The following is a 23,937-nucleotide window of genomic DNA, read 5'->3' on the forward strand; positions in this document are numbered from 1 at the left end:
CTAAAGCAGGTCGCGTGAAAAAGGATTCACGCGACCTGCTTTAGGTTCTTGATTTTAAGCATGTCTTTGTCCCGAAACCGGGCCCACTTTCGGGAGACATGCTTTAAGCTGTGAGTGCTTTAGGTTTTTGATTTTTACGCATGTCTTTGTCCCGGAACCGGTTTCCGCTTTCGGGAGACATGCTTTAGACGCGCAGCGTTTGGTGCACCGCAGGGTGCCAATACCCGTCGGCGAGCACCGAGTGCAGCGCATCGGCATTGGGGCCGAGCGGCCTGTCTTGCTTGAGCGTCGGCACGTGGGCGCGGACAGCCGCGTGGATCGCTTCGGTGGCGGACCCCAGCGTCAGCCCTTCGCGCAGGTCGATCGCCTGCGCCGCCGCCATCAGCTCGAAGGCGATCAGCCGCCGCCACAGCACGGTCATCTCGGCGCATTTCGCCACGGCGAGGGGAGTCTGCGTCGCATGATCCTCGACGCCTTCGGATACGGGCAGGAAGTCGAGCATCACCGGATTGGCCTTGTGGCGGATCGCGGCCAGGATCGCCGTCACCGTCTTCTGCAGCGGCACGAAGCCGGCGGAAGCACCGCCGACCGGCGAGAGGTATTTCGGTAGGCCGTTACGGCCTGAACCGGTGAGCTGGACGAAACGGGCGGCAGTAGCCGCCGCGCACTGAGCGATCGCCAGCCCCAAAGTCTCGAAAGCCAGCGCGAGCGAGGCGGTGTGGAAATTGCCCGTCGACAGCACCAGCGCATCGTCGGCGAGCACCAGCGGATTGTCGGCGGCCGCGTTGAGCTCGATCTCGACGGCGAGCCGCGCATGATCGATCGCCTGGATCAGCGCGCCATGGATGGAGGGCATGCAGCGGATCGACAGCGGATCCTGAATGGTGGTCGGTGCCGGTGCGTCGTCGCGGGCGAGCAGGTCGCGCAGCGCCTTTGCCGCCGCTTGCTGGCACGCCGCGGGCCGCGCGGCATGGAGGCGCGGATCGAGGATAGTGCGGTTAGCGCCGAGCGCCTCCATGGTCAGCGCGGCGGCCTGCTGCTGCTGTTCGAGCGCCGACAACGCGTCGACAAGCGCCAGCGCGGCGGCGCCGGTGGAGACTGCCGAGGCGTTGATCAGCGACAGGCCGTCCTTCGGCGCCAGGCTGACCGGGGCAAGACGCGCCATCATTAGCGCCTTGGCCGACGGCATGCGCCGGCCCTGGTAGTCGGCATCGCCTTCGCCGATGAGCGTGTGGGCGATCGCCGCCATCAGCACCAGGTCGCCGGCGCCTATCGAGCCGAGCGAGGGCATCGCCGGATGGACGCCGGCGTTGAGCGCATCGACGAGCGCGGTGAAGACATGCGGGGACAGGCCGGAACCACCCGCCGCAAGCATTGCGATGCGGGCAAACATCGCCGCCCGCACGATCTGGATAGGCAGCGTCTCACCCACCGCAGCGCCGCGCCCGTCGAGAAGCTGGCGCTGGAAGGCGCCGGCATCGCCTTCGACGGCCGTGCCGAGATTGGCGCCAAGCCCGGTGTTGAGCCCGTAGATATGCTGGCCACCGGCGGCGGCGTCATCCAGCGCCTTGCGCGCCTTGCCGAGCTTCTCGATGACCGTCGGCGTGACCTCGATCTTGCCCGCATCGCGCGCGACAGCCGCCACGTCCTCGATGCTGACGCCGGCGCCGGTGAGAACGAGCGGGGTCATGCGAAGCGCAGCCTCTGGCCGATACCGTTTTCGCCGGCCTTGGCGAGCATCGCCTTGCCCAGCGCGATATCGGAGAGCGACAGGCCGCGGTGCCAGAACAGGATCGTCTCGCCATCGCTTTGTCGGCCCGGCTTGAGGCCGGCGGCGATCTGGCCGAGTTCGGCGTGCAGCGTCGCCTCGCTCAACCGCCCCGTCTCGACATGGGCGCGCAGCGAGCCGAACTTGCCGGTCTTGCACTGGCCCCAATCGTCGACGACGATCTTTTGCATGATGTCGGTGAGCGACAGTTCGACCGCGCTCATCGTGCCATAGGGCACGACCAGCGCGCCGCGCTTGATCCACTCCGTCTTGAGCAGCGGCTGCGGATCCGGCAACCGCGAGGCCTCAACGACGATGTCGGCGCCTTCGACGCAACTTTTCCAGTCAGCCACGGCCATGATCGGCTTGCCGAGATCGGCGGCAAGTTTCGCGACAAAGGCGTCGCGACTTTCCGGCCGGCGCGAATGGACGCGGATCTCATCGAAGTCGAAGAGATGGTCGAGCAGCCGCACGTTCCAGTAGGCGGTGCCGCGCGCGCCGATATGGCCGAGCACCCTGGATGACTTCTTCGCCAGATGCTTGGCGCCGATGGCTGTGACCGCGCCAGTGCGCATGTCGGTGATGACGGTGGCGTCGAGGATGGCGCGCGGCGTGCCGGTGCGCGGGTCGAAGAGGTTGAGCATACCGAATTCGGACGGCAGCCCGTGCAGGTAGTTGTCGACATAGTCGCCGACGATCTTCACGCCGGCCGCATCGAGCGGCGCCACATAGCCGCGCAGCACGTTGAAATGGCCATGAAAGGACGGATCCGGCTCGAGATGGACACGCGGCTCGATCACGGTCTGGCCGTTGCCCTGGGCGACGAGCCCGGCTTCGACGGCGCCGATTATCTCGGCATCGGTCATCGCCAGCGCCTCGATGTCGAGGGCGTTGAGATAGTCGATATAGATGGGTTTCATCCCGTTTTTCCCCTCCCAAGCCCACCTCTCAATAACAGGCGGCGAGGCGACACGAAAGTTTGTTGGTTAAACTCTGGACCGGCTCAGCCTTTTGCTGTTCAACCTGCGCGTCATGAGCAGCATTCCCGACAACGAGGCATTGTCCCAGTCCGTGCCGATGGCGGCGCGCCAGGCGCGGCGCGTTGCGCTGATCGTCGCCGTCGCCTTCTTCATGCAGCTGCTCGATTCGACGATCATCTCGACGTCGCTGCCGCAGATGGGTCAATCCTTCGGCGTGCCGGCGGTGGCGATGAGCATCGGCATCACCGCCTACATGCTGACCATGGCGGTGTTCGTGCCGCTGTCGGCCTGGCTCGCCGACCGGTTTGGCGCGCGCAACATCTTCCTCGGGGCGATAGCGCTGTTCACACTGGCGTCGATTGGCTGCGGCTTCTCCCAGAGCCTAACCGAGTTTGTGGCTGCCCGCATCGTGCAGGGCCTGGGCAGCGCGCTGATGACGCCCGTCGGCCGCATCCTGGTGCTGCGCAACGCCGCCAAATCGGAATTGCTGAACGCCACAGCGCTGATCACCTGGCCAGCTCTGTTCGCCCCGGTTGTCGGGCCTGTGCTCGGCGGTTTCATCACCACCTATCTCTCCTGGCACTGGAATTTCTTCATCAACGTCCCGCTGGGACTGGCCGGACTGCTCTTGGTCGCGCGCTTCGTTCCGGGAGATCGCGACTCCGAGGCAAGGCCACTCGATTGGCCGGGCTTCTTCGTAACCTCGCTCGGCCTCGCGGTGATGCTCTACGGCCTGGAGCGCCTTGCGCATCCCGAAAACGGCATGCTGCCGACAGCGGGTCTCATTGCCGCCGGCGTTGCGATCGGCTGGATGGCAGTGCGCCAACTCCTGCGCACGCCGCATCCGCTGCTCGACCTCTCCGCCTTCAAGGTGCTGACCTTCGCCGTCTCGACGCTGTCGGCAGGCACGATCTTCCGCGTCGCGATCAATGCCACGCCCTTCCTTTTGCCGCTGCTGTTCCAGGTGGGCTTCGGGATGCGGCCGGTCGATGCCGGCTTGCTGATCCTGGCCTATTTCCTCGGCAATCTCGGCATGAAGGCGGTGACCACGCCGACGCTGAGGCGCTTCGGCTTCCGCCGCGTTCTGATCGTCAACGGGCTGATCGCCTCGCTGGCGATCATGGCTTGCGGGGCGATCTCGCCGCAGACGCCGCTGGCGCTGGTGGTGGCGCTGATGCTGGTAGCCGGGCTTTCGCGCTCGATGCAGTTCACGGCGCTGAACACGCTTGCCTTCGCCGATATCGGCGGTGCGCAGCGCAGCTCGGCAGCAACGCTTTCCAGCATGCTGCAGCAGATATCGATGCTGTTCGGCGTGGCGATAGCGGCGGCGGTCCTCAACCTGTCGCAGATCGCCAGAGGCGAAGAGGCGCTCGATCTCGTCGATTTCAGAATCGCATTCATCGCGATCGGCCTGATCGGACTCGTGGCGTCGTTCCGGTTCATGGTCCTGCCGCCATCCGCCGGAGCCGAGGTCTCGGGTCACTCGACGGACAATTGACATCGCGCTTACCGCGTTTTGCAGATGTAAATTCCGCCGGCCTCGCAGGCTCGAACACGAGCAGCTCAAGGCGGTGATGGTCGCCGACAGCGATCCGCTGACCAAGGAGATGATCTATATCGCGGTCTCGACCGCCAACGGCTGTTCTTATTGCATCCATTCACACACGGCTGCCGCCCGCGCCAAGGGCATGACCGATGCGCAGCACGGAGAGTTGGTGTCGATCATCGGGCTCGCCGGCCAGACCAACCATCTCGTCACCGCGATGCAGATTCCGATCGATCCGCAGTTCGAGGTGAAGTGAGGCGCGCCGGCTCTCCCTTCTCCCCTTGTGGGAGAAGGGAGAGCCGAAGGCGACGGATGAGGGGTGTTCCAGGGAACGCCAGCGTCTCACTCCGCTGGAACACCCCTCATCCGTCTCGGCGCTGCGCGCCGATCCACCTTCTCCCACAAGGGGAGAAGGAGAGGTCTGTGCTACACCGGCCGATACACTCTTTCCGCTGTGTTCCAGAAGATGTCCGCCTCGGCCGCCACTCCATGCCTCGCCACCGCCGCCCTGTGTGCCTTGATCAGCTCGGCATGGCTGGTCCAGAGCTTCTCGATCGGGAAGTTCGAGCCGAACATCAGCCGATCGCTGCCGAGGATTTCGATCGCGTTGTCGACGATGTAGCTGATCAGTTCCGGATCGTTGGCATGCGCGAAGGTGCCGAGCCCCGACAGCTTGGCGTAGAAATTTGGTGCCGCCGATAACGTCTGCAAGCCGGCTTTCCACGCTTCGGTGGTTTCCGGCTCCATACCGGTCAGCATGCCGGCATGGGTGAGGACGAAATTCGTCTGAGGGTTTTCCCCGACCAGCGCCAGCCCGTCCTTCATCTGCGCCGGGAAAAGCTGCAGATCAAAGGAGAGGCCATAGTCCTTCAGCCGCGCCACGTTGGCGCGCACCTTGGGATCGATCACCTGGTCGGCCGAGGCGGCGAAGCGGAAGGCGGGCGTCTCATGCCAGTGGAGCTGCATGCGCACGCCGCGCAGCATCGGATAGTTTTTCAATCGGTCGATCTGTGGCCGGACATCATCGACCGTCATGTCGGCATAGCCGACGATGGCGTGCGGCCAGCCGGTTTCGTCGGCGGTCTGTTGCAGGAAGGCGACCTCTTTTTCGAAATCCTCCTTGGCCCAGTTGGTCTGGACGTAGACGGCCTTCTCGACGCCGGAGCCCTTCTGGTCTTCGAGGAATTCACCGATCGGATAGTCGCGGCGGATCGGCTCGTAAGGGCCGAAGATGCGCGGCACCATCGGCCCGACCAGCCAGGGCTGGTCCTTCTGGCGCCAGATATGGAAATGCGCGTCGATCGCTTTCTGCATCACGATACCCTTTGCCAGATGGCCGCGGCCGCCGGAGCAGGGCGGGCGAGCGACAGAATGAAATCGGTCAGACTCCTGAGCGACGAGCCGTCGATCAGATCGTCGAGCACCGGCAGGATGGCGCGGAGCGCTGCGGTCGCCGGCCGGAAGCGCGGGTCGCTGGCGAGCGGCGTCGCCAGCGACAGCCGGAAGGCGCGGGCGCGGAAGCGCCGCATCGCGGTTTCGAGATCGGAATGGTCGCCGCGCTCCAGAGCATCCGACAGGATCACCACCGCAGCGCCGCGCGCGAAGGCGGAGAAGCGCGGCACCGAGAGGAAGGCAAGCAATGTCGGCCCCATGCGGGTGCCGCCGTCCCAATCGTCGACCAGCGCTGCCGCGCGCGCCAGCGCCTGGCCGCAATCGCGGTTGCGCAGCGCCGAGGTGATGCGCGTAAGCCGCGTGCCGAAGGTGAAGACTTCCGCGCGGTCCGCGCCTTGCACCACCGCGTGCGCGAGCTTGAGGTAGTCGGCGGTGTGCAGCTTCATCGAGCCGGATACATCGATGAGCAGTAACAGCTTGCGCGGCACGGTCTGGCGGCGGCGGAGCTGTGGCAAGGGGATGTCGCCATCGGCGCTGACGATCTCGCTCAGCGAGCGGCGGAGGTCGAGCGTGCCACGCGAACGGGTGCGCGCGGTGCGGAAGGAACGGCGCGCGGGGAGGGCGGAGGCGAGCCGGCGACGGAACGAGCCGAGGCCGTCGGGATCGCGCTGGAAATCGCGGCTGCTCAGCTGCTCGAGCTCCGAGGATAGTTCGCCGCCTTTCTCCTGGCGAACGGCCTGGCTTTCTTCCTCGCGCATGCCGCGATCGTCCTTGATGCGGGTTTCGACGTCCTCTTCACCGCCGATGGAAGGCTCGGCATCGCCGTAGAAATGGTTGCGGAAATGCGCGTCGAATTCGCCGCGACGATCGGGCGGGGGCGCCAGCGTCGCAAGTGCTGCCTCAAGGATGTCGTTCATCGAGCGCGGGCCGAGCAAGGTGACCGCTTGCATGAAGCTGGTGATCTGTTCCGGCGCGATGGCGAAGGCGTGACAGCGCAACAGCCGGGCAAAGCCCAGGAACGGCATGGTGGGATGGGGCAAGCTTTCCCCACGCATCATTCCTTCGCGCCCCCCTCTGTCCTGCCGGACATCTCCCCCTCCAGGGGGGAGATTGGCAGCTTGGGCGCTCCGCTCAATCCTGCGACGTTGAAGATTGGCGAAAGCCGGCGGGACGTCTGATCTCCCCCCTTGAGGGGGAGATGTCCGGCAGGACAGAGGGGGGTGCTGTCCCGCCAGCGTCGCGCATTAACCCTGGGGTATCGCGCTAGTGCGTTGCGATTGCTCATCACGCCAGCGCCTCCTCGACAATCCTGCCGAGTTCCGGCGCGATCGAGGACAGATCCTCCTCGTCCTTGATCAGCACGCCGATGGCGCGGCGGAAGGCTTCCGGCCACGGGCTGCCGCCTTTTTCGAGAATGGTCGCGGCATTCGCCCATTCGACGGCTTCGGCGATGCCCGGCGGCTTGGCCAGCGGACGGGCGCGGATCTGCTGCACGGCCTTCGCCACCGCGCGCGCGGTCGCCTCGACGACGTGGCCTGAGCGCAGCATGATGATCTCGGTCTCGCGCGCGGCGTCGGGATAGCCGATCCAGTGATAGACGCAGCGCCGGCGCAGCGCCTCGGCAAGCTCGCGGGTGCGGTTGGAGGTCAGGATGACGATCGGCTGCGTTGCGGCGCGGATCGTGCCGCGCTCGGGAATGCTGATCTGGAAGTCGGAGAGGAATTCGAGCAGCAGCGCTTCGAATTCATGGTCTGAGCGGTCGATCTCGTCGATCAGCAGTACGCGTTGCTCCGGCGCGCGCAGCACCTGCAGCAGCGGCCGCGCGATCAGGAAGCGGTCGTCATAGATGTAGATCTCGTGCTCGCCGGCGTGGCGGATGGCAAGCAGCTGGCGCTGGTAGTTCCATTCGTAAAGCGCATGCGCGGCATCGATGCCTTCATAGCATTGCAGGCGCACCAGTTCGCGGCCGAGCAGTTCGGCAACAGCCTTCGCGGCCTCCGTCTTGCCGACGCCCGGCGCGCCTTCGAGCAGCAGCGGCTTGCCGAGACGGATCGACAGGAAGATCGCGGTGGCGAGGCTATCGTCCGCCAGATAGCGCGAAGCGGCAAGGCGCGCGGCCACCGCTTCCGGCGAAGCCGCGACCTCTACGGCGTCGGCGCGGGTCATCGTCTGCTCACCCCGCGGCCTGCGTCTTCAGCGCGCGCAGGATGCGTTCCGGCGTGATCGGCAGCGTGTCGATACGCACGCCGACCGCGTCGAAGACGGCGTTGGCCACCGCCGGGATTTGCGGGTTGGCGCACATCTCGCCCGGTCCCTTGGCGCCGAACGGCCCGTCGGCCGACGGGCGCTGCAGCACGATGATTTCGGTCTCGGCGAGATCGCCAGGCCCCGGCATCAAATACTGGTTGAAGTCGGTGCCGCCATGGTCGCGGCTTGGGTAATAGGGTTCGGTCGTCTCGTAGAGCGCGTGGCTGATGCCCATCCAGGAGCCGCCGACCAGCTGCTGCTCGACCATCTTCGGGTTGAGCGCGCGGCCGATCTCGAAGACGTTCTTCACGGTCAGCACCGTCACCTCGCCGGTCTCGTCGTCGACCTCGACCTCGGCCATGGTGCAGGCATGGGCATAGCAGGTGGAAGGCTTCATCGCGCCGGTCTCCTTCTCCGGATAGGAGCGCGGGATCAGGAACATGCCGCGCCCGGAGATCGAACGGCCGAGTTTGAAATGCGCGGACAAAGCGACATCGAAGATCGAGATCGACTTCTGCGGCGCGCCCTTGACCAATATGTTGCCCTCGCCGTCGGTCTCGAGGTCCGAGGCGTTCACTTCCAGCTCCTCGGCCGCCACTTCCAGCATCACCTGGCGGGCTTCCTTGGCCGCCTGGATGACGGCGTTGCCGGCGCGGTGCGTGCCGCGCGAGGCGAAGGTGCCCATGCAGTGGGGGCCGGTGTCGGTGTCGGCGGTGTCGATGACGACGCGGTCGGTCGGCACGCCGATGGTCTCGGCGCAGATCTGCGCCATGATCTGCTTCATGCCCTGGCCGAGATCGACGCTGGACAGCGTGACCATGAAGTTGCCGGTCGGCGTCGAGTGCACCAGCGCCTGGGTCGGATCGCCGCCGAGGTTCATGCCCGTCGGATAATTGATCGCGGCGACGCCGCGTCCGCGCCGTATCGCCATCTCAGGCTCCCTTCTTGTAGGAGGACATCGCCATGTATTTCTCCGCCACCGGCCAGTTGGCGGCGCGCGAGGCTTCCTGCATGCACTCGATCAGCGCCGCGCCCTCGGTCGGCTGGCGATGTGCCTTCATGTCGCCGTCACGATAGGCGTTGATGAAGCGGAATTCGAGCGGATCCATGCCGATCAGCCGCGCCAGCTTGTCCATCTGCACCTCCAGCGCAAAGTCGCCGATGGTGACGCCGAAGCCGCGCATGGCGGAAGAGGGCGTGCGGTTGGTGTAGACGCAATAGGTGTCGATCCAGACATTCGGGATCGTGTAGGGCCCGGGATAATGCGCGGCACCCTTCTGCGCGCCATAGGGCGAATGGCGCGAATAGGCGCCGGCATCGGTGTATCCGGTGACCTTGCGGGCGACGATGCGGCCATCCTTCATGACGCCGTCCTTGATGACGACCTTTTCGGCGGCGCGGGGCGACGAAATCTGCATCTCCTCCTCGCGGCTATAGATGAAGGAGATGGGACGGCCGGTGAGCTTGGCGGCGAGGATGGCGATCGGCTCGACGATGACGTCGACCTTGCCGCCGAAGCCGCCGCCGACGGTGCCGCCGACGAAATGCAGCTTGCTGCCCGGCATCTGCAGTATGATCGAGGTGTTGTCGAGGGTGAAAAACATCGCCTGCGTGTTGGTGTAGCAGGTGAAGCGGTCGTTGCCTTCGGGCGCGACCACGCAGCCCGTGGTCTCTGTCGGCGCATGCTCGATCGGCGAGGATTGGTAGCTTTGCTCCAGGATATGGTCGGCCTGGGCAAAGCCTGTCTCGACGTCGCCGAAGCGCACCTTGCGGCACTCGCCGCTGTCATAGAGGTAGTAGTTCTGGCCGTGATATTCGTTGACGAGCGGCGCGCCGGGCTTCAGCGCTTCCTCCATATCGAAGACGGCCGGCAGCACCTCGTAGTCGACCTTGACCTTGGCGGCGGCTTCCTGCGCCGCGCGCTCGGTCTCGGCCAGTACCGCCACCACGGCCTCGCCTTTCCAGCGCACCTTGCCGTCGGCAAGCACCGTCTCGTCCTCCGGGCCGATCTGGATCAGGATCAGGATGGTGTAGACATTGTGCGGCACGTCCTTGGCGGTCAGCACGCGCACAACGCCCGGATGTTTTTCCGCCTCGGAGGTGTCGATCGAGCGGATGCGGGCATGGTGGTGCGGGCTGCGCACCATTTTCAGATGCAGCATGCCGGGAAAATTGCGGTCGGCGAAATAGGCTGTCTTGCCGGTGACGTGTCCGGGGGAATCGAGCCGCGGTCTGGGCTGGCCGATCTCGTGGAGGCCGTCCTTGCGGACGTCGGCGAAATAGTCTTTGCGCAGTTCCATGGCTAGTCCTCAGGCGGCGTTCTGCGAGTTGGCGCGCGCGGCGGTCAGCACCGCCTGGATGATCGGCTCGTAGCCGGTGCAGCGGCAGATGTTGCCGGACAGCGCTTCGACCACATCCTCGCGGCTCGGGTTCGGCGTGCGGTCGAGCAACACCTTGGCTGCCATGATCATGCCCGGCGTGCAGAAGCCGCATTGGGTGGCGAAGGCATCGAGGAAGGCGCGCTGCAGCGGATGCAGCACGCCGCCTTCGGCCAGGCCGGCGGTCGTTTTGATCTCGGCGCCGTTGCAGGTCTCGGCCAGCGTCAAGCAGGAGAGCTTCAGCTCGCCGTCGATGATGACGGAGCAGGCGCCGCAGGTACCCTGATGGCAGCCGCCTTTCGGCGAGGTGTCGCCGATCTTGTCGCGCAGCGCGTTGAGCAACGTCGTGCCGCTCTCGACGAATTCGGCCTTTTCGGAGCCGTTGAGCGTGAATTGAACCGGAACCTTCGCCATTCTTTCCTCCTTGCGCGCCTGCCCGGATGGCCGGACAGACGCGCATCCCCCAACGGTGGTTAACTCAGCAGCAGCCGACCGAGGTGGACCGGCAGGACCTCGGCGCGATACCAGGCGCTGGCGATCGGATCGGTGATCGGCGCAATACCTTCGCCCGCGGCAGCCAGCGCCGGTGCGATCTCGTCAGCCGTGAGCTTGCAGCCAAGCAACGCCTTCTCGGCTGCGTGGGCGCGCATCGGGCGATCAGCCATGCAGCCCAGCGTGATACGTGCGGAGGTTACCGTACCGTCGGCCGTGCTTTGCAAGAACGCCGCGATGCTTAGCACCGAGACGCCCTTCGGCTTGATCCGCGACACTTTGAGGAAGCGGAAGCTCTCCGCCTTGGGCAGCGAAAAGCCGACAGCGGTGACGATGGCGCGGCTGCTATCGCGGCCCGCCAGGAAGGTCTCGACCGGCATCTCGCCGGCTTCGGTGGCGACGGTGGCGTCCAGAGCCAGCAGCGCCACGGCGAAGTCGCCGTAAGGAGCGGGCGCGAACAGATTGCCGCCGACGGTCGCCATGTTGCGGATCGCCGGCCCACCGACGGCGCGCGCGGCCGGCGCGAGCGCGGCAAGCTCGCGATGACGGGCGATCGCGGCCATGGTGACGGAAGCGCCGAGCCGGGCCCTGCCGCCGGAAACGGTGATCTGCGACAGGCTCGGCTCGATGACGCGCACGAGGCTGGAGACAGAGATGTCGCCCTCATTGGCGGCGCGGACAACCAGCGTGCCGCCTCCAAGGTAACGCGTGCCCGATGAGTGCAGGGCCGTATTGGCGTCTTTCACGGTCGAGAAGGTCTGCAGCGCAAGCGACATGGCCTGCTCCCTTAGCCCTGGCCGGCGAAATGGCTCTTCAGGGCGTTGAAGCCGCCCTGGAAGACATTGGCGCCCATGCCTTCGGCCAGCTTGTCGGCTTCCTCGGGCGCGGCGTCGAAGCTTGCGCTCCATTCGGCATAGGTGCGGTTGCCGTCGGTGACGCGCCGCAATTGCAGCGTCGCCTTGTGATTGGTGAGCGGCTGCGGCGTTTCGAGGATGGAGTAGCTGACCAGGAAATTCTCGTCGGAGAAGTCGAGCAGTTTCTCGCGCAGCCGCGCGCCGCTGACCAATTGGAAGTTGCGCACGCAGCCGATCGCTGCGGGGTCCTTGCCGTCCTCGATGTGGCTTTCCACCATGCGCGGGTGCCAGCTCGGCAGACCGTTGAAGTCGCGGATGCGCGCCCAGACCTGTTCGACTGGCGCGTCGATGACGCTGGAGATGGTGACTTTCGCCATAAGCTCGTTCCCTTGCAAAGATGACAAGAGGCTAGGGCGGTCGGTGCGCCGGCGCTTATCAATGCGTCTTGAGCGCGTATCAATCAGTCTGAAAAAAGAGCGGCCTTGTGCCGCTCAGGCAGTCTGAAAAAAGAGCGGCCTTGTGCCGCTCAGGCAGACTGAAAATGGCCTTGCAAGATAAGCCGGCGCCGGCTCAGGACATCGCCCGCGCCGCCACGCGGTAGAGCGTCGGCGGCACGCCGACATGATCGCGGAAGAAGCGCGAGAAATTGCCCTGGGTGGTGAAGCCGAGATTGCAGGCGACCGAGATCAGCGGCTCCTGTGACCACTGCAGCTGACGCACGGCTTCCTCCATGCGCAGCGTGTTCCAGTAGACATTCGGCGTCAGGTTGGTCTGTTCCTTGAACAGCGCGAAGAAATGCGGCCTGGAAAGGCCGACCGAACGGGCCACGTCGTCGAAGGAGATGCGCTCGCAGACATTGGCCTTCATCAACTGGATCGCCTTGCGTACGCGGAAATCGAGCATCGTGTTCACGCGAGCGCGCTCGGCCCGGGGCGCCGAGGCATCGGCGGCATCGAGCACGCTGTCGATGAAGCGTTCGATCTCGTAGTTGGCGATATCGTCGATGCTCTCATTGTCTTCCAAGTGATCGAGCAGGTTCGCCGCTGCCTGATGCAGCCACGGTTCCAGCGTGATTGCCGCCTGCGTAAACAGGGGCGCCGACGAGGGTAGGTCGCGGCGCCGGCGTGCCCAGTCGGGATCGATGTAGAAGGCGAGGAAAAGGCCGGGCTTGCCGTCGCGGGAAAGCGCGTGGCTGTGCGGCTGGAATGAATTGATGCCGGCGGCGGTGGTAGGTCCGAGCCGCACAGTCTCGCGGCCGATGGTCATTTCCCCGGCGGTGCCTTCCAGCCAGATGATGAGATGCGCCTCGCCATGGGCGTGGGTGACAAAGTCGTTGGCGACATTCAGGACAGAGACATGTCCGAACCGGCCCCAATAGAGCCTGATCGCGTCCGTCATGGGTATAGTTCCTCCCGCAGGCGACTGGCCTCCCTTCGCCTGCCAGGGGATTGTGCGGCCGGCGTCCGGCCTGCGTCAAGGCGCGGCGAAACGACGAGCGTCTCGCGTCGTCCATCGGGGCGGATTTTCAGACTGAGCGATAGGAACCAATCGGAACCATACCGACCGGCATCCAGTCTCAGTCGTTGCGCCGAAAGTTGCGGATACGGTCGAACAATACCGCAAGGATGATCGCGCCGCCGATGAAAGTGCCTTGCCAGAAGGCATTGATGCCGAGCAGGCCAAGGCTGTTGCGGATCACTTCGATGAGGGCAGCACCCACCATGGCGCCCAAGGCCGTCCCGACGCCGCCCGCCAGATTGGCGCCGCCAATGACGGTGGCGGCGATCACCTGGAGTTCCATGCCGGTGCCGAGATTGGTGGTGACGGCGCCGAGCCAGCCGGTCTGGATGATGCCCGCCAGGCCCGCCGAGAGCGCCGAGATCATGTAGACCACGACTTTGATCTGGCGCACGGGAACACCGGTCAGTGTCGCCGCATGCTCATTGCCGCCGATGGCGAAGATATGCCGGCCGAACTTGGTCCAGCGCAGGATGAAGCCGGTGATCAGCGCCAGGATGATCATGTAGAGGACCGGGTTGGCGATGCCGAATACCCAGGCGCCGCCGCCCAGCGCCAGAAGCTCGTCGTGGTCCGGCCCGAACTGGAAGACGACGGTGTTGTTGGAGGCGACCATGGCGAGGCTGCGGGCGACCGAGAGCATGCCGAGCGTCACCACGAAGGGCGGGAAGCCGAGATAGGCAATGAGCGCGCCGTTGAAGGCGCCGATGGCGAGCGCGGTGGCGATTGAGGCAAAGATGCCGACCTCGATCGAATAGCCTGCGTGCATGGTGACGGCGAGCACCATCGAGCAAAGGCACAGCACCGAGCCGACCGAAAGGTCGATGCCGCCGGTGATGATGACGAAGGTCATGCCGAGCGCGACGATGGCGACGAAGGTGATGTTGCGGGTGATGTTGTAGAGGTTCTTTTGCGTGGCGAAGGCGTCGGTGGCGAAGGACAGGAACAGACAGGCCAGAATGACCGCGATCACCACCCAGAACGTCTGGCTGGACAGCATGCGCGACAGGAAAGTGTGCTGCTTCTGCGCTATCGTCTGGTCAAGGGTGACTGCCATTATCGACCTTTCCTGCCGGCGGTGAGACGTGCGAGCGTCACTGGTTTCGGCGCTGTTATGCTACTTGTTCGATGGCGCCGGTGATCAGCCCGGTGACTTCCTCTGGCGAACTCGAGGCGATCTTCTTGTCGGCGACCTTCCTGCCGCGCCGCATGACGATGACGCGGTCGGCGACGTCGAAGACGTCGGGCATGCGGTGGCTGATGAGCACCACGGCGATGCCCTGGTCACGCAGATGGCGGATCAGGTTCAGCACTTCGGCGACCTGCCTGACCGAGATCGCCGCCGTCGGCTCGTCCATCAGCACGATCTTGGCCTGCGACAGCATGGTGCGGGCGATCGCCACAGCCTGGCGTTGGCCGCCCGACATTTGCTTGACGAGGTCGCGCGGCCGCGTTTCGGATTTCAGCTCGGCGAAGATCTGGCCGGCACGCTTGTACATCGCGGCATAATCGAGAATGCGGAACGGGCCGACGCCGCGGCGGAGTTCCCGGCCGAGATAGACATTGGCGGCTGCCGTCAGATTGTTGCAGAGCGCCAGGTCCTGGTGGACGATCTCGATGCCGTGTTGGCGGGCTTCCACCGGCTTGTGCAGGATCAGCTCGTTGCCGTCCATGCGCATCGTACCATGGCTGGGGCGGAAGTTGCCGGCGATCATCTTGACCAGCGTCGACTTGCCGGCGCCGTTGTCGCCCATCAGGCCGACGACCTCGCCAGCTTCCAGCGTGAACGAAACATCGTTCACCGCCTGGATGGCGCCGAAATGCTTCGAGATGTTGGCGAGTTCGAGAACCGACACCAGCCTTAAGCCTCCCCGTTTGCGTCCCGCCAGTGCCGCCGCCATCATGCCGGCGTCCGGACCTCGCACGCCCAGCTCCTCCCGGGCGGGTGCGATCGATGCATTTAGGCGAAAGCCTGCATGGGCGTCAATCAACTGTCGGACGATTAATTTCGAAACTCGTCGAAAAATCTGTTTTGTAGGACAAATAGGAATTGACGTTGGCGGCAAGCCGTTATTAGCTAGCTTTGGAGGAAGAGCTTGCCCTCGCAAATCGCCTTTCGGAGGAAGCGGCGGGCACGATCAAGGATCCGGCGATGCCAGCGTCCATTCGACCTGGAACGGATCGGGAAATGCTTATCGGCCCGGCTTGAGACACGAACGTTCGAGGCGCTTCTCGTGTCCCCTGCATCCTGGTCGATCGGTATGGCGGGCACGTCGTGTCCGTCTGTTTTCAAGGGAGGACTGATATGAGGAAATCACTTTTGCTCGCCGCCGTCGCCGCCATGGCGTTGAGCGCCGGGCCGGCTTTGGCCAAGAAACAGCTCGTCATTGTCGTCAAGGGTCTCGACAACCCGTTCTTCGAAGCCATCCATCAGGGCTGCGAGAAGTGGAACAAGGAAAACGCCAGCTCGGAATATGAATGCTTCTATACGGGCCCGGCGTCGACCTCCGACGAGGCGGGCGAAGCCCAGATCGTTCAGGACATGCTGAGCAAGCCCGACACAGTGGCAATGGCGATCTCGCCATCCAACGCGCCGCTGATCGCGCAGACGATCAAGAGCGCCAATCCGTCGATCCCGATCATGACGGTCGACGCCGACCTTGCCAAGGAAGACGCAGCGCTTCGCAAGACCTATCTCGGCACCGACAACTATCTGATGGGCAAGAAGATCGGCGAGTACATCAAGAAGGCCAAGCCCAACGGCGGCACGATCTGCACCATCGAAGGCAATCCGGCCGCCGACAACATCCTGCGCCGCGCGCAGGGCATGCGCGATGCGTTGTCGGGCAAGGATGGCCTGTCGGCGCTTGCCGGTGAAGGCGGCTGGACCGAGGTGGCCGGTTGCCCGGTGTTCACCAATGACGACGGCGCCAAGGGCGTGCAGGCGATGACCGACATCCTCGCCGCCAATCCGAAACTCGACGCCTTCGGCATCATGGGCGGCTGGCCGCTGTTCGGCGCGCCGCAGCCCTATCGCGACCTGTTCAAGCCGATGGCCGACAAGATCGCCAAGAATGAATTCGTCATCGGCGCCGCCGACACGATCGGCGACGAGGTGGCGATCGCCAGGGACGGCCTGGTGACCGCGCTCGTCGGTCAGCGGCCGTTCGAAATGGGCTACAAGGCGCCGTCGGTGATGATCGACCTGATCGAAGGCAAGAAGGTCGACGATCCGGTCTTCACCGGTCTCGACGAATGCACCAAGGACACGGTCGACACCTGCATCCAGAAGTAAGGCTTCTATCCCGGGGCGCCCTTCGAAGGGCGCCCCTCCACCTTTCGCCAGGAACATGGACGCGGCCTTGCCGGGGTGGCGGGCCAAGACTTTTCCGCGCCCAGAATTCTCTTGTCCGGCAGAGTTTTGCGGGCGTCTTGGAGCTCGCGACAGGAGGCACCGAACGCGGATGCCACGGGAAAAGTCAGCGAAGCGCTTAGCCGAGCCAGCGGCGGTCGTCATACGCGGGCCTGAGGCGACGCGGATCTCCGGCCTCAGCGTGCATGCATCGCTCGCCGGCGAGATCGGCCTCAGGATCGTACGCGGCGACTATCCGCCCGGCACCATCCTGCCCAATGAAGCCAAGTGGTCGCAAACCTTCAACGTCAGCCGCTCGGCGGTGCGCGAGGCCATCAAGATGCTGATGGCCAAGAGCCTGCTGGCGTCGCGGCCGAAGATCGGCAGCTGGGTCGAGCCGCGAGAGCGCTGGAACCTGCTCGACCGGGACGTGCTCGCTTGGTATGCGACCTCGCCCGACCGCGAGGTGTTCCTGAGGACGGTGCAGGAGTTCCGCCACATCATCGAACCGGAGGCGGCCGCCTTCGCGGCGATCCGGCGCTCCGACGAGCAGATGGTCGAGATCAGCCAGGCCTGCCGCGAGATGGGCGAAGCGACGCATATCCAGGAGCGCACGCGCGCCGACACGCGGTTTCACCTCGCCATCCTGCGGGCTTCCGGCAACGATCTGCTGGTGCCGCTCGGCGTGCTGATCGAATCGGCGCTCGACCATCTCTTCGTCTTCGTCACGCGCGAGCACAGCGACCAGCGGCGGGCCCAATCCCTGCACGAGGCGATCGAGCGGAACATCCGCCTGCGGCGCCCGGCGGCCGCCAGGAGCGCGGTGCACAAGCTGCTCGCCAACACCGACGAGGTGATCGAGCTGTCGCGGCGGTGAGAAGGGAACTCGCGCCGATGGCTGTCAGATCTTCTGCTTAACCCCGTCCTTCGACGGTATCAGGTCGACACCGTTCAGCTTGCCGATATGTGTGGCGAGCATCGGCACATACTGCTCGGCCGGCCCCGCGGCAAAGGCGGTCGCGAACGAGTTCTTGGTGGCGTTGCCGAGCGGATTGGCGATGCCGGCAGCGCCCGCCATCGATTCCAGATAGGTCAGATCCTTGAAGGCATTGGCGATGGAGAATTTGTGCGCGTCGCGGTCGCCGTCCAGCGTCCAGCGCATGAAGGTCTGGTAGAAGCCGCAATCCATGCGGCCGTTGCGGATCACGCTGTCGAAGCGCGGCGGCGAAATGCCGACCTTCTCAGCCAGCGCCAGCGCTTCCGAATAGATTGCGGCATAGCCCAGCGAAATGAAGTTGTTGAGCAATTTCATGCGGTGGCCGTCGCCGGTGTCGCCGATATGGACGATGCGTCCGGCCCAGGTTTCCAACACGGGCTTCAGCCGGGCGAACACCGTCTCGGGGGCGCCGACCATGGCATCGAGCGTGCCTTCCCAGGCTTCCTTCGGCGTGCGGCTGAGTGGCGCGTCGACATAGTCGACGCCAAGCGCCTTGAGTTCGGCGGCCAGTGCCACGGTCGAGACCGGATCTGAGGTCGAGCAGTCGACGACGACCGAGCCCTTCTTCAAGCCCTCCTTGAGGCCACCGGCTCCACGGATGATGGCTTCCACCTCGCGTGAGCCGGTGACGCAAATGAAGACGATGTCGGACGCCGCCGCCACCTCGCGCGAGGTCGCCGCTTCCTTGGCGCCGCGGCCGAGCAGGTCTTCCGCCGGCTTGCGGTTCTTGCGGCCGAGGAAGGTGAGCGGATAGCCCTTGTCGACGATGTTCTTGGCGATGCCGTGCCCCATCAGCCCAAGACCGATGAAACCGATATTCTCGCGGGCAGCGGTGGTGGTCATGTCGTTTCGTCCCTGTCGTTGTTTGATGATCGGGGCCGGCGCGACCGGCCGGCGAGCGATTGCTGGAGAAAGGTTTTCGCGGATCGCGGTTGGCAGGCGATTGCGGAACGCCATATTGTCTGACAATACACATAATTTCCGAGTAATGTGGAGAGTAAAATGACGAAGCGGATCATGTTCACCGGCGGCAGCGGCAAGGCCGGCCGTCATGTCGTGCAGTACCTGGTCGAGCATGGCTGCCAGGTGCTCAACATCGACACCAGGCCGCTCGACAACCCGAAGGTGCGCACTTTAATCACCGACATCACCGACAGCGGCCAGGTGTTCAACGCGCTGTCGAGCTATGCCGGGCTGCATGAGTTCGACCCGTCGCTGCGGGCGCAGCCGGTCGATGCCGTTGTGCATTTCGCCGCCATCCCGCGCATCATGATCACGCCCGACAACGAGGTGTTCCGCATCAACGCGATGGGGACCTACAACGTCATCGAGGCGGCGGTGAAGCTCGGCATCCGCAAGGTGATCGTCGCTTCCAGCGAAACGACCTACGGCCTGGTCTTCGCCAACGAGCCGCGCAATCCGACGCATTTCCCCCTCGACGAAGATTATGACGTCGACCCGATGGACAGCTATGCGCTGTCGAAGATCGTCAACGAGAAGACCGCGCGCGCCTTCGCGCTGCGCAGCGACTTCGACATCTATGCGCTGCGCATCGGTAACGTCATCGAGCCGCATGAATATGCCCTGTTCCCGAAATGGTTCGCCGATCCGGGTTTCCGCAAGCGCATCGCCTGGAGCTACATCGACGCCCGCGATCTCGGCCAGATCACCTTGCGCGCGATCGAGAAGGACGGGCTCGGCTACCAGGTGTTCAACGCGGCCAATGACGATACCTCGTCCGACCTGCCGACGGCCGAGCTCCTGAAGCGGTTTTATCCCGGCGTGCCGGTGAAAGCCGAGCTCGGCGAATTCGAGACGCTGCTGTCGAACCGCAAGGCGAGGGAGGTGCTGGGTTTCCGACCCGAGCATAGCTGGCGCAACTATGTCAAGACGGCATGAGAGGAGACAAACGCTGGCTGAGCTGTGCAGATCCGCGCGGTTTGCGGCAAAGCTGGCTTGCCGCGCTTGACAGCTTCTGAAAACCGGACTTTGTGGATATATGCGGGACGCGAAGCCGAACAACGAAAATAGGCCGACGACAGCGGCATCCGCCGAGCGTCCGGCCGGTGCTCGCCGGCCCAATGCGCCGCGCATTCCGGGCGCCAGCGTGCATGCCTCTTTAGCCAGCGAAATCGGCCTTCGGATCGTGCGCGGCGACTATCCGCCGGGCACCATCCTGCCCAACGAAGCGAAATGGTCGGAAACCTTCGACGTCAGCCGCTCGGCGGTGCGCGAGGCGATCAAGATGCTGATGGCCAAGAGCCTTCTGGCGTCGCGGCCCAAGATCGGCAGTTGGGTGGAGCCGAAGGAGCGCTGGAACCTGCTCGACCGCGATGTGCTTGCCTGGTACGCGACGTCGCCCGACCGAGAAGTCTTTCTGCGAACGGTGCAGGAGTTCCGCCACATCATCGAGCCGGAGGCGGCGGCGTTCGCCGCGATGCGGCGTACCGATGAGCAGATGGCCGAGATCAGCCAGGCCTGCCGCGAAATGGGCGAGGCGACCAACCTTCAGGAGCGCACCCGCGCCGACACGCGCTTCCATCTCGCCATCCTTAGGGCCTCGGGCAACGACCTTTTGGTGCCGCTCGGCGTCCTGATCGAATCCGCCTTCGACCATCTCTTCGCCTACACGACACGCGAATTGGATGATCTGCAGCACGCCCAGAAACTGCACGAAGCGATCGAGAGGAACATCCGGCTGCAGCGGCCGGACGCGGCGCGCAACGCCGTGCGCAAGCTGCTTGCCAATACCGACGACGTCATCCGCTCGCGTTAGGTGGCGTGGACACTTGTCTGATCGATAAGACGATGGCGGCGTCGCGCGCCTACCGACGGGCCCGCAAACCGGCGCTCCCTCCCGGTAGTCCGCAGAATGAAGGCGATCTGCACTTCCGTGGGCTTCGACTTTTCATGCCGAAACTCCGTCTAGACTGGAATTTTCCGGTCTCAACCGGTGCAGAAACCGGTAGCGTCAAAGCGGCAACAATGCGTCAGGCTTCACATCACCGATTGATGCGTAAGTGTGGGTTTCTCTGACACCAGGAAGCGGCAGAATCACCCGCTGCAGGAATTCCTGAAACGTCGCCATGTCAGCTATTCGTGCTTTGACCAAGTAGTCGAAACCACCAATCACCATATGGCATTCGATGATTTCGGGTGCCTTCGCAACAGCCTCTGCAAAGCGGTCGAAGACGTGCGGCGCGGTGTGATCGAGCCTTACCTCGATAAAGACGAGGGTGCCGCGTCCGATCTTCGAGGGTTCGAGCACAGCCCGGACGGCGCGGATAAAGCCTTCACTGAAAAGGCGCTTGATGCGCTGGGATGCGCCGGTCGGTGACAGCCCAACGCATTGGGCGAGGTCAAGTACGGTTCGGCGACCATCTTCCTGCAAAAGCTTGAGCAGCATCCGGTCGACGCGGTCTAGATCATTCATTTCGGATTCACACTTTCTCTTGCCAGAATGCGCGATAATCACGCAAAGAAATCGAAATTAGCATATTTCATCACGCCAGTTTGCCACAATACGTTTGGAAGGCACCGAGCGCCAAACCGGAACGAAGGCAAGCAACATCATGGACAGCACACAGCCCGCCTCGAGCAGTCACGCAAAGGGGAAGATCAAGGTTCTCTCGTTGAGCGAAGCGGAGGTCAAAAAATGTATCGACCTGCGCAAGCTGCTCGACGCGCTAGCGGACGGGTTCAAAGCGCTTTCCGACGGTCGTGTCGTCAATCCAGCGCGGCCACAACTCGATATTCCTAATGCAGGCTATTCGTTGGCGATGCCGGCCTGGATGAAGGGGATGCATTTGACCGTGAAACTGGTCAACGTCTTCGAAGGCAATATCGCCCGGGCCATCCCAAGTCACCTCGCAACAATACATCTCTTCGATCCAGAAACAGGAATGCCTGTTTGCATCATGGATGGCACCTACATCACGGCTGTACGTACGTCTGGCTCGGCCGTCCTCTCGGTGCGAGAGCTCGCCAGGCGCAATGCCAAGGTCGCGACAGTCGTGGGCGCCGGCGTTCAAGCCAGCCAGCATCTTCATCTGTTGCCGCTCGTTCGCGACTTCCAAGAAATCCGCGTTTTCTCGAAGGATTTTGCCGAGGCGCAGACGTTGGCTTCACGTCATTCAGGTATCACTGCCGTCGAGGACCTCAAGGCTGCGGTACGCTCTTCGGATGTCGTATGCCTCGCGACGCATTCTTACGTCCCCGCGATATCAGCGGAATGGGTTCAGCCAGGAACGCACGTGTCCTCGGTTGGCGTCGCGCCACCCGGCGGCGAACTTCCGATCGATTTGATCGCTCGCGGCAACCTCTTCGTTGAAACGCGGGACTCCTTCTCGCCAACACCCGTGGGCTGCTGCGAACTTGCAAATATTGATCCCGAGTCAGGCACCGACCTTGGTACGATGTTGCTGGGACAGCGACCAGGTCGGACGTCAGATGAGCAGATCACAATCTACAAGGCCATGGGCGTCGCCATGGAAGATATGGTGGCAGCCGACCTCGCTTACCGCGAGGCCAAACGCCTGGGGGCGGGCCAAGCTATTTCTCTCTAGTCCTGCTTTTCGCGCCCGAAGGCGACGCGCAGTTCGTCCTTCGCCTTTTCCAGCACACGCTTGCGCTGCTCCGGCAGGTTCCTGCCGGCGCGGTTGATGTAGAAATTCAGCATCGACATCGCGGACCGGAACGGCTCCGCCTTGCGGCGGTGGCTATGCTCGGCCGAGCGCTTGAGCGAGGCGGCGATCTTCTTGGCATCGTCGGATTCGAAGACGTGCTCTTCGAGATCCAGCGCGTCGCTGTGCTCGGTCACCTCGGCCGACCATTTCTTTTTAGCGGTCATGGTGAAGCTCCTTCCATGGGCACAACTCCGGGCGGCAGGGCCGGTTCCCGGTTGCTGGAGCCACGCATTTGTCCGTCGTGGCGCTGCTCGGCAGCAGAAATGCGCCGATACTGGGCTGAAACCGCCCGGTCTCGAAGAATCGCGAACAGGAAACGCCTTGACGACAATCCCTGGAAACGCGGCAAACGACGCCGGCATCGACAGCTTCTATGCGTGGATGCGGCTCGGCATTTCCTTGCTGCTGGCGACGATAGGCGGCGCCGGCATGTGGGCGGTGGTCGTGGTACTGCCCGCCGTTCAGGCCGAGTTCGGTGTCGACCGGGCCGCCGCGTCGATGCCCTATGCCGCGACCATGGTCGGCTTCGCCGCAGGCAATGTGCTGGTCGGGCGCGCCATTGACCGCATGGGTTATTGGATACCGGCACTCGCCTCCGCGGCGGCGCTGAGCGCGGGCTTTCTTCTCGCTTCGCTCACCACCTCGATCCTCGGCTTCACCCTTGCCCAGGGGCTTTTGGTCGGCCTCGGCACCTCGGCGATTTTCGGGCCGCTGATTGCGGATATTTCGCATTGGTTCAACCGCCGCCGCGGGGTCGCCGTGACGGCCGCGGCCTCCGGCAGCTATCTGGCCGGTGCGGTCTGGCCGATCGTGATTCCCTACATCATGCGAGGTGAAGGCTGGCGTTTCGCCTATGCAGCGATCGGTGTGTTCTGCCTTGCGACCATGGTGCCGCTGGTACTGATGCTGCGGCGCGGCGCGCCGCGCGAGGCCGCCGGCTCATCCGGCAGCCGGCCGGTTCAGCCGATCTCATTGTCGCCGTCAGCGCTGCAGATGCTGCTGGTCGTCGCCGGCTTCGGCTGCTGCATGGCGATGTCGATGCCGCAGGTGCACATCGTCGCCTATTGCATGGATCTCGGCTATGGCGTCGCGCGCGGCGCCGACATGCTGTCGATCATGCTGGCGGCGGGCGTCGTCAGCCGCATCGGGTCGGGTTTTCTCGCCGATCGCATCGGCGCGGTGAAGACGCTGCTCATCGGCTCGGCGCTGCAATGCGTGTCGTTGTTCTTCTATATCCCCTTCGACGGGCTTGCCTCGCTCTATGTCGTCTCGCTCATCTTTGGTCTCTCGCAAGGCGGCATTGTGCCCTGCTATGCGATCATCGTGCGCGACTACATGCCGGCCAAGGAAGCCGGCCAGCGCGTCGGCATCGTCTTGATGGCGACCATCTTCGGCATGGCGGTCGGCGGCTGTATGTCGGGCTGGATCTACGATCTCACAGGCTCCTACGCCGCGGCATTCCTCAACGGCATCGCTTGGAATCTGGTGAATCTCACAGCCGTGTTGCTCCTTATGTGGAAGGCGAGGCGAGGCGTGGAAGCGCTGGCCTGATGTCCGCCGGCAACTTGGCCATGGCCAGGTTGTCTACCGGCGCAAAGGGGTGGGGCGGCCGAACTCGTCCGCGCTCTTTCGCATGACGTCGCGCCCGAATACTGGATGCAGCAGGCTATTTACTTGGACAGGCTTTGGGCGGAATATTGCGAAGTGGGAGGAAGCACTCGGAAAATC

23 protein-coding genes and 1 pseudogene are annotated in these 23,937 nt (G+C 64.1%); 8 read left to right on the forward strand and 16 right to left on the reverse strand.

Translation table 11 applies throughout. The features are described 5' to 3' along the window. Positions 1 to 184: 184 nt before the first annotated feature. The gene (locus RFM40_RS10115; RefSeq protein WP_320277468.1) at positions 185 to 1,690 is read right to left on the reverse strand and encodes an HAL/PAL/TAL family ammonia-lyase; all 1,506 of its coding nucleotides are present in this window, start codon (positions 1,688 to 1,690) and stop codon (positions 185 to 187) included. After that, positions 1,687 to 2,688, reverse strand: coding sequence for an ornithine cyclodeaminase family protein (locus RFM40_RS10120; protein ID WP_320277469.1), 1,002 nt, complete (start codon positions 2,686 to 2,688; stop codon positions 1,687 to 1,689). Before RFM40_RS10120 ends, RFM40_RS10115 begins: the two co-directional genes overlap by 4 nt. A 112-nt stretch (positions 2,689 to 2,800) precedes the next feature. On the opposite strand from RFM40_RS10120, the gene RFM40_RS10125 reads away from it, so the two are divergent. Both RFM40_RS10125 and RFM40_RS10130 read left to right on the forward strand, forming a co-directional pair. After that, positions 2,801 to 4,246 carry a DHA2 family efflux MFS transporter permease subunit gene (locus tag RFM40_RS10125; protein WP_320225349.1) on the forward strand — a complete coding sequence of 482 codons (1,446 nt, stop codon included), beginning with the start codon at positions 2,801 to 2,803 and terminating at the stop codon, positions 4,244 to 4,246. A 58-nt stretch (positions 4,247 to 4,304) separates the two neighbouring features. Then, positions 4,305 to 4,550 (forward strand): annotated as a pseudogene (locus RFM40_RS10130) (carboxymuconolactone decarboxylase family protein); the annotation flags it as partial. A gap of 170 nt (positions 4,551 to 4,720) precedes the next feature. On the opposite strand, the gene RFM40_RS10135 reads toward RFM40_RS10130, so the two are convergent. From RFM40_RS10135 to RFM40_RS10185, 11 genes are all read right to left on the reverse strand, one after another. Next, positions 4,721 to 5,608: an amidohydrolase family protein gene (locus RFM40_RS10135; RefSeq protein WP_320277470.1), complete on the reverse strand. Its 888-nt coding sequence runs from the start codon at positions 5,606 to 5,608 to the stop codon at positions 4,721 to 4,723. Next, positions 5,608 to 6,744 carry a VWA domain-containing protein gene (locus RFM40_RS10140; protein ID WP_320277471.1) on the reverse strand — a complete coding sequence of 379 codons (1,137 nt, stop codon included), beginning with the start codon at positions 6,742 to 6,744 and terminating at the stop codon, positions 5,608 to 5,610. Before RFM40_RS10140 ends, RFM40_RS10135 begins: the two co-directional genes overlap by 1 nt. 226 nt (positions 6,745 to 6,970) lie before the next feature. Then, the gene (locus RFM40_RS10145) at positions 6,971 to 7,852 is read right to left on the reverse strand and encodes an AAA family ATPase (RefSeq protein WP_320277472.1); all 882 of its coding nucleotides are present in this window, start codon (positions 7,850 to 7,852) and stop codon (positions 6,971 to 6,973) included. Between the two features lie 7 nt (positions 7,853 to 7,859). Beyond that, positions 7,860 to 8,864 (reverse strand): xanthine dehydrogenase family protein molybdopterin-binding subunit, encoded by a 1,005-nt coding sequence (locus tag RFM40_RS10150; protein WP_320277473.1) that lies wholly within the window; start codon positions 8,862 to 8,864, stop codon positions 7,860 to 7,862. A 1-nt stretch (position 8,865) separates the two neighbouring features. Next, complete coding sequence (locus RFM40_RS10155; RefSeq protein ID WP_320272277.1) at positions 8,866 to 10,233, reverse strand: xanthine dehydrogenase family protein molybdopterin-binding subunit; 1,368 nt, start codon at positions 10,231 to 10,233, stop codon at positions 8,866 to 8,868. A gap of 9 nt (positions 10,234 to 10,242) precedes the next feature. After that, entirely contained in the window at positions 10,243 to 10,725 is a 483-nt protein-coding gene (locus tag RFM40_RS10160) for a (2Fe-2S)-binding protein (protein WP_320219506.1), read from the reverse strand. 59 nt (positions 10,726 to 10,784) lie between these two features. Next, on the reverse strand, positions 10,785 to 11,579 hold the full coding sequence (locus tag RFM40_RS10165) for an FAD binding domain-containing protein (RefSeq protein ID WP_320277474.1): 795 nt from the start codon (positions 11,577 to 11,579) through the stop codon (positions 10,785 to 10,787). An 11-nt stretch (positions 11,580 to 11,590) separates the two neighbouring features. After that, positions 11,591 to 12,034 (reverse strand): SRPBCC family protein, encoded by a 444-nt coding sequence (locus tag RFM40_RS10170; RefSeq protein ID WP_320219504.1) that lies wholly within the window; start codon positions 12,032 to 12,034, stop codon positions 11,591 to 11,593. Between the two features lie 193 nt (positions 12,035 to 12,227). Next, on the reverse strand, positions 12,228 to 13,055 hold the full coding sequence (locus RFM40_RS10175; RefSeq protein ID WP_320277475.1) for a helix-turn-helix domain-containing protein: 828 nt from the start codon (positions 13,053 to 13,055) through the stop codon (positions 12,228 to 12,230). A gap of 178 nt (positions 13,056 to 13,233) precedes the next feature. Then, positions 13,234 to 14,232, reverse strand: a complete 999-nt coding sequence (locus RFM40_RS10180; RefSeq protein WP_320277476.1) for an ABC transporter permease — start codon at positions 14,230 to 14,232, stop codon at positions 13,234 to 13,236. A gap of 55 nt (positions 14,233 to 14,287) precedes the next feature. Further along, positions 14,288 to 15,031: an ATP-binding cassette domain-containing protein gene (locus RFM40_RS10185; protein WP_320272394.1), complete on the reverse strand. Its 744-nt coding sequence runs from the start codon at positions 15,029 to 15,031 to the stop codon at positions 14,288 to 14,290. 449 nt (positions 15,032 to 15,480) lie between these two features. Between RFM40_RS10185 and RFM40_RS10190 the strand changes: the two genes are divergently transcribed. Together RFM40_RS10190 and RFM40_RS10195 are read left to right on the forward strand one after the other, a co-directional pair. Then, positions 15,481 to 16,470, forward strand: coding sequence for a sugar-binding protein (locus tag RFM40_RS10190; RefSeq protein ID WP_320219502.1), 990 nt, complete (start codon positions 15,481 to 15,483; stop codon positions 16,468 to 16,470). 169 nt (positions 16,471 to 16,639) lie between these two features. After that, positions 16,640 to 17,404 carry a FadR/GntR family transcriptional regulator gene (locus RFM40_RS10195; protein ID WP_320277477.1) on the forward strand — a complete coding sequence of 255 codons (765 nt, stop codon included), beginning with the start codon at positions 16,640 to 16,642 and terminating at the stop codon, positions 17,402 to 17,404. Between the two features lie 24 nt (positions 17,405 to 17,428). Here the strand turns inward: RFM40_RS10195 and RFM40_RS10200 are convergent, their stop codons facing one another. Further along, complete coding sequence (locus RFM40_RS10200) at positions 17,429 to 18,367, reverse strand: NAD(P)-dependent oxidoreductase (protein WP_320277478.1); 939 nt, start codon at positions 18,365 to 18,367, stop codon at positions 17,429 to 17,431. Positions 18,368 to 18,526: 159 nt separating this feature from the next. Here RFM40_RS10200 and RFM40_RS10205 point away from each other — a divergent pair, with 159 nt between their 5' ends. Both RFM40_RS10205 and RFM40_RS10210 read left to right on the forward strand, forming a co-directional pair. After that, positions 18,527 to 19,423 (forward strand): NAD-dependent epimerase/dehydratase family protein, encoded by an 897-nt coding sequence (locus RFM40_RS10205; RefSeq protein WP_320277479.1) that lies wholly within the window; start codon positions 18,527 to 18,529, stop codon positions 19,421 to 19,423. A gap of 100 nt (positions 19,424 to 19,523) precedes the next feature. Further along, entirely contained in the window at positions 19,524 to 20,300 is a 777-nt protein-coding gene (locus RFM40_RS10210) for a FadR/GntR family transcriptional regulator (RefSeq protein ID WP_320277480.1), read from the forward strand. Positions 20,301 to 20,495: 195 nt separating this feature from the next. On the opposite strand, the gene RFM40_RS10215 is transcribed toward RFM40_RS10210, so the two are convergent. Further along, on the reverse strand, positions 20,496 to 20,957 hold the full coding sequence (locus RFM40_RS10215; protein WP_320219497.1) for an Lrp/AsnC family transcriptional regulator: 462 nt from the start codon (positions 20,955 to 20,957) through the stop codon (positions 20,496 to 20,498). A 139-nt stretch (positions 20,958 to 21,096) separates the two neighbouring features. Between RFM40_RS10215 and RFM40_RS10220 the strand changes: the two genes are divergently transcribed. Next, on the forward strand, positions 21,097 to 22,089 hold the full coding sequence (locus RFM40_RS10220) for an ornithine cyclodeaminase family protein (protein WP_320277481.1): 993 nt from the start codon (positions 21,097 to 21,099) through the stop codon (positions 22,087 to 22,089). On the opposite strand, the gene RFM40_RS10225 is transcribed toward RFM40_RS10220, so the two are convergent. Continuing rightward, positions 22,086 to 22,373, reverse strand: a complete 288-nt coding sequence (locus RFM40_RS10225) for a DUF3175 domain-containing protein (RefSeq protein ID WP_126099173.1) — start codon at positions 22,371 to 22,373, stop codon at positions 22,086 to 22,088. The two genes, RFM40_RS10220 and RFM40_RS10225, sit on opposite strands and share 4 nt — an antisense overlap. A gap of 217 nt (positions 22,374 to 22,590) precedes the next feature. Here RFM40_RS10225 and RFM40_RS10230 point away from each other — a divergent pair, with 217 nt between their 5' ends. After that, a complete protein-coding gene (locus RFM40_RS10230) occupies positions 22,591 to 23,760 on the forward strand; it encodes an MFS transporter (RefSeq protein WP_320277527.1) in 1,170 nt (389 codons plus the stop codon). Positions 23,761 to 23,937: the final 177 nt, after the last annotated feature.

This window comes from Mesorhizobium captivum, from assembly GCF_033977165.1.
Classification (GTDB): Bacteria; Pseudomonadota; Alphaproteobacteria; order Rhizobiales; family Rhizobiaceae; genus Mesorhizobium; species Mesorhizobium captivum.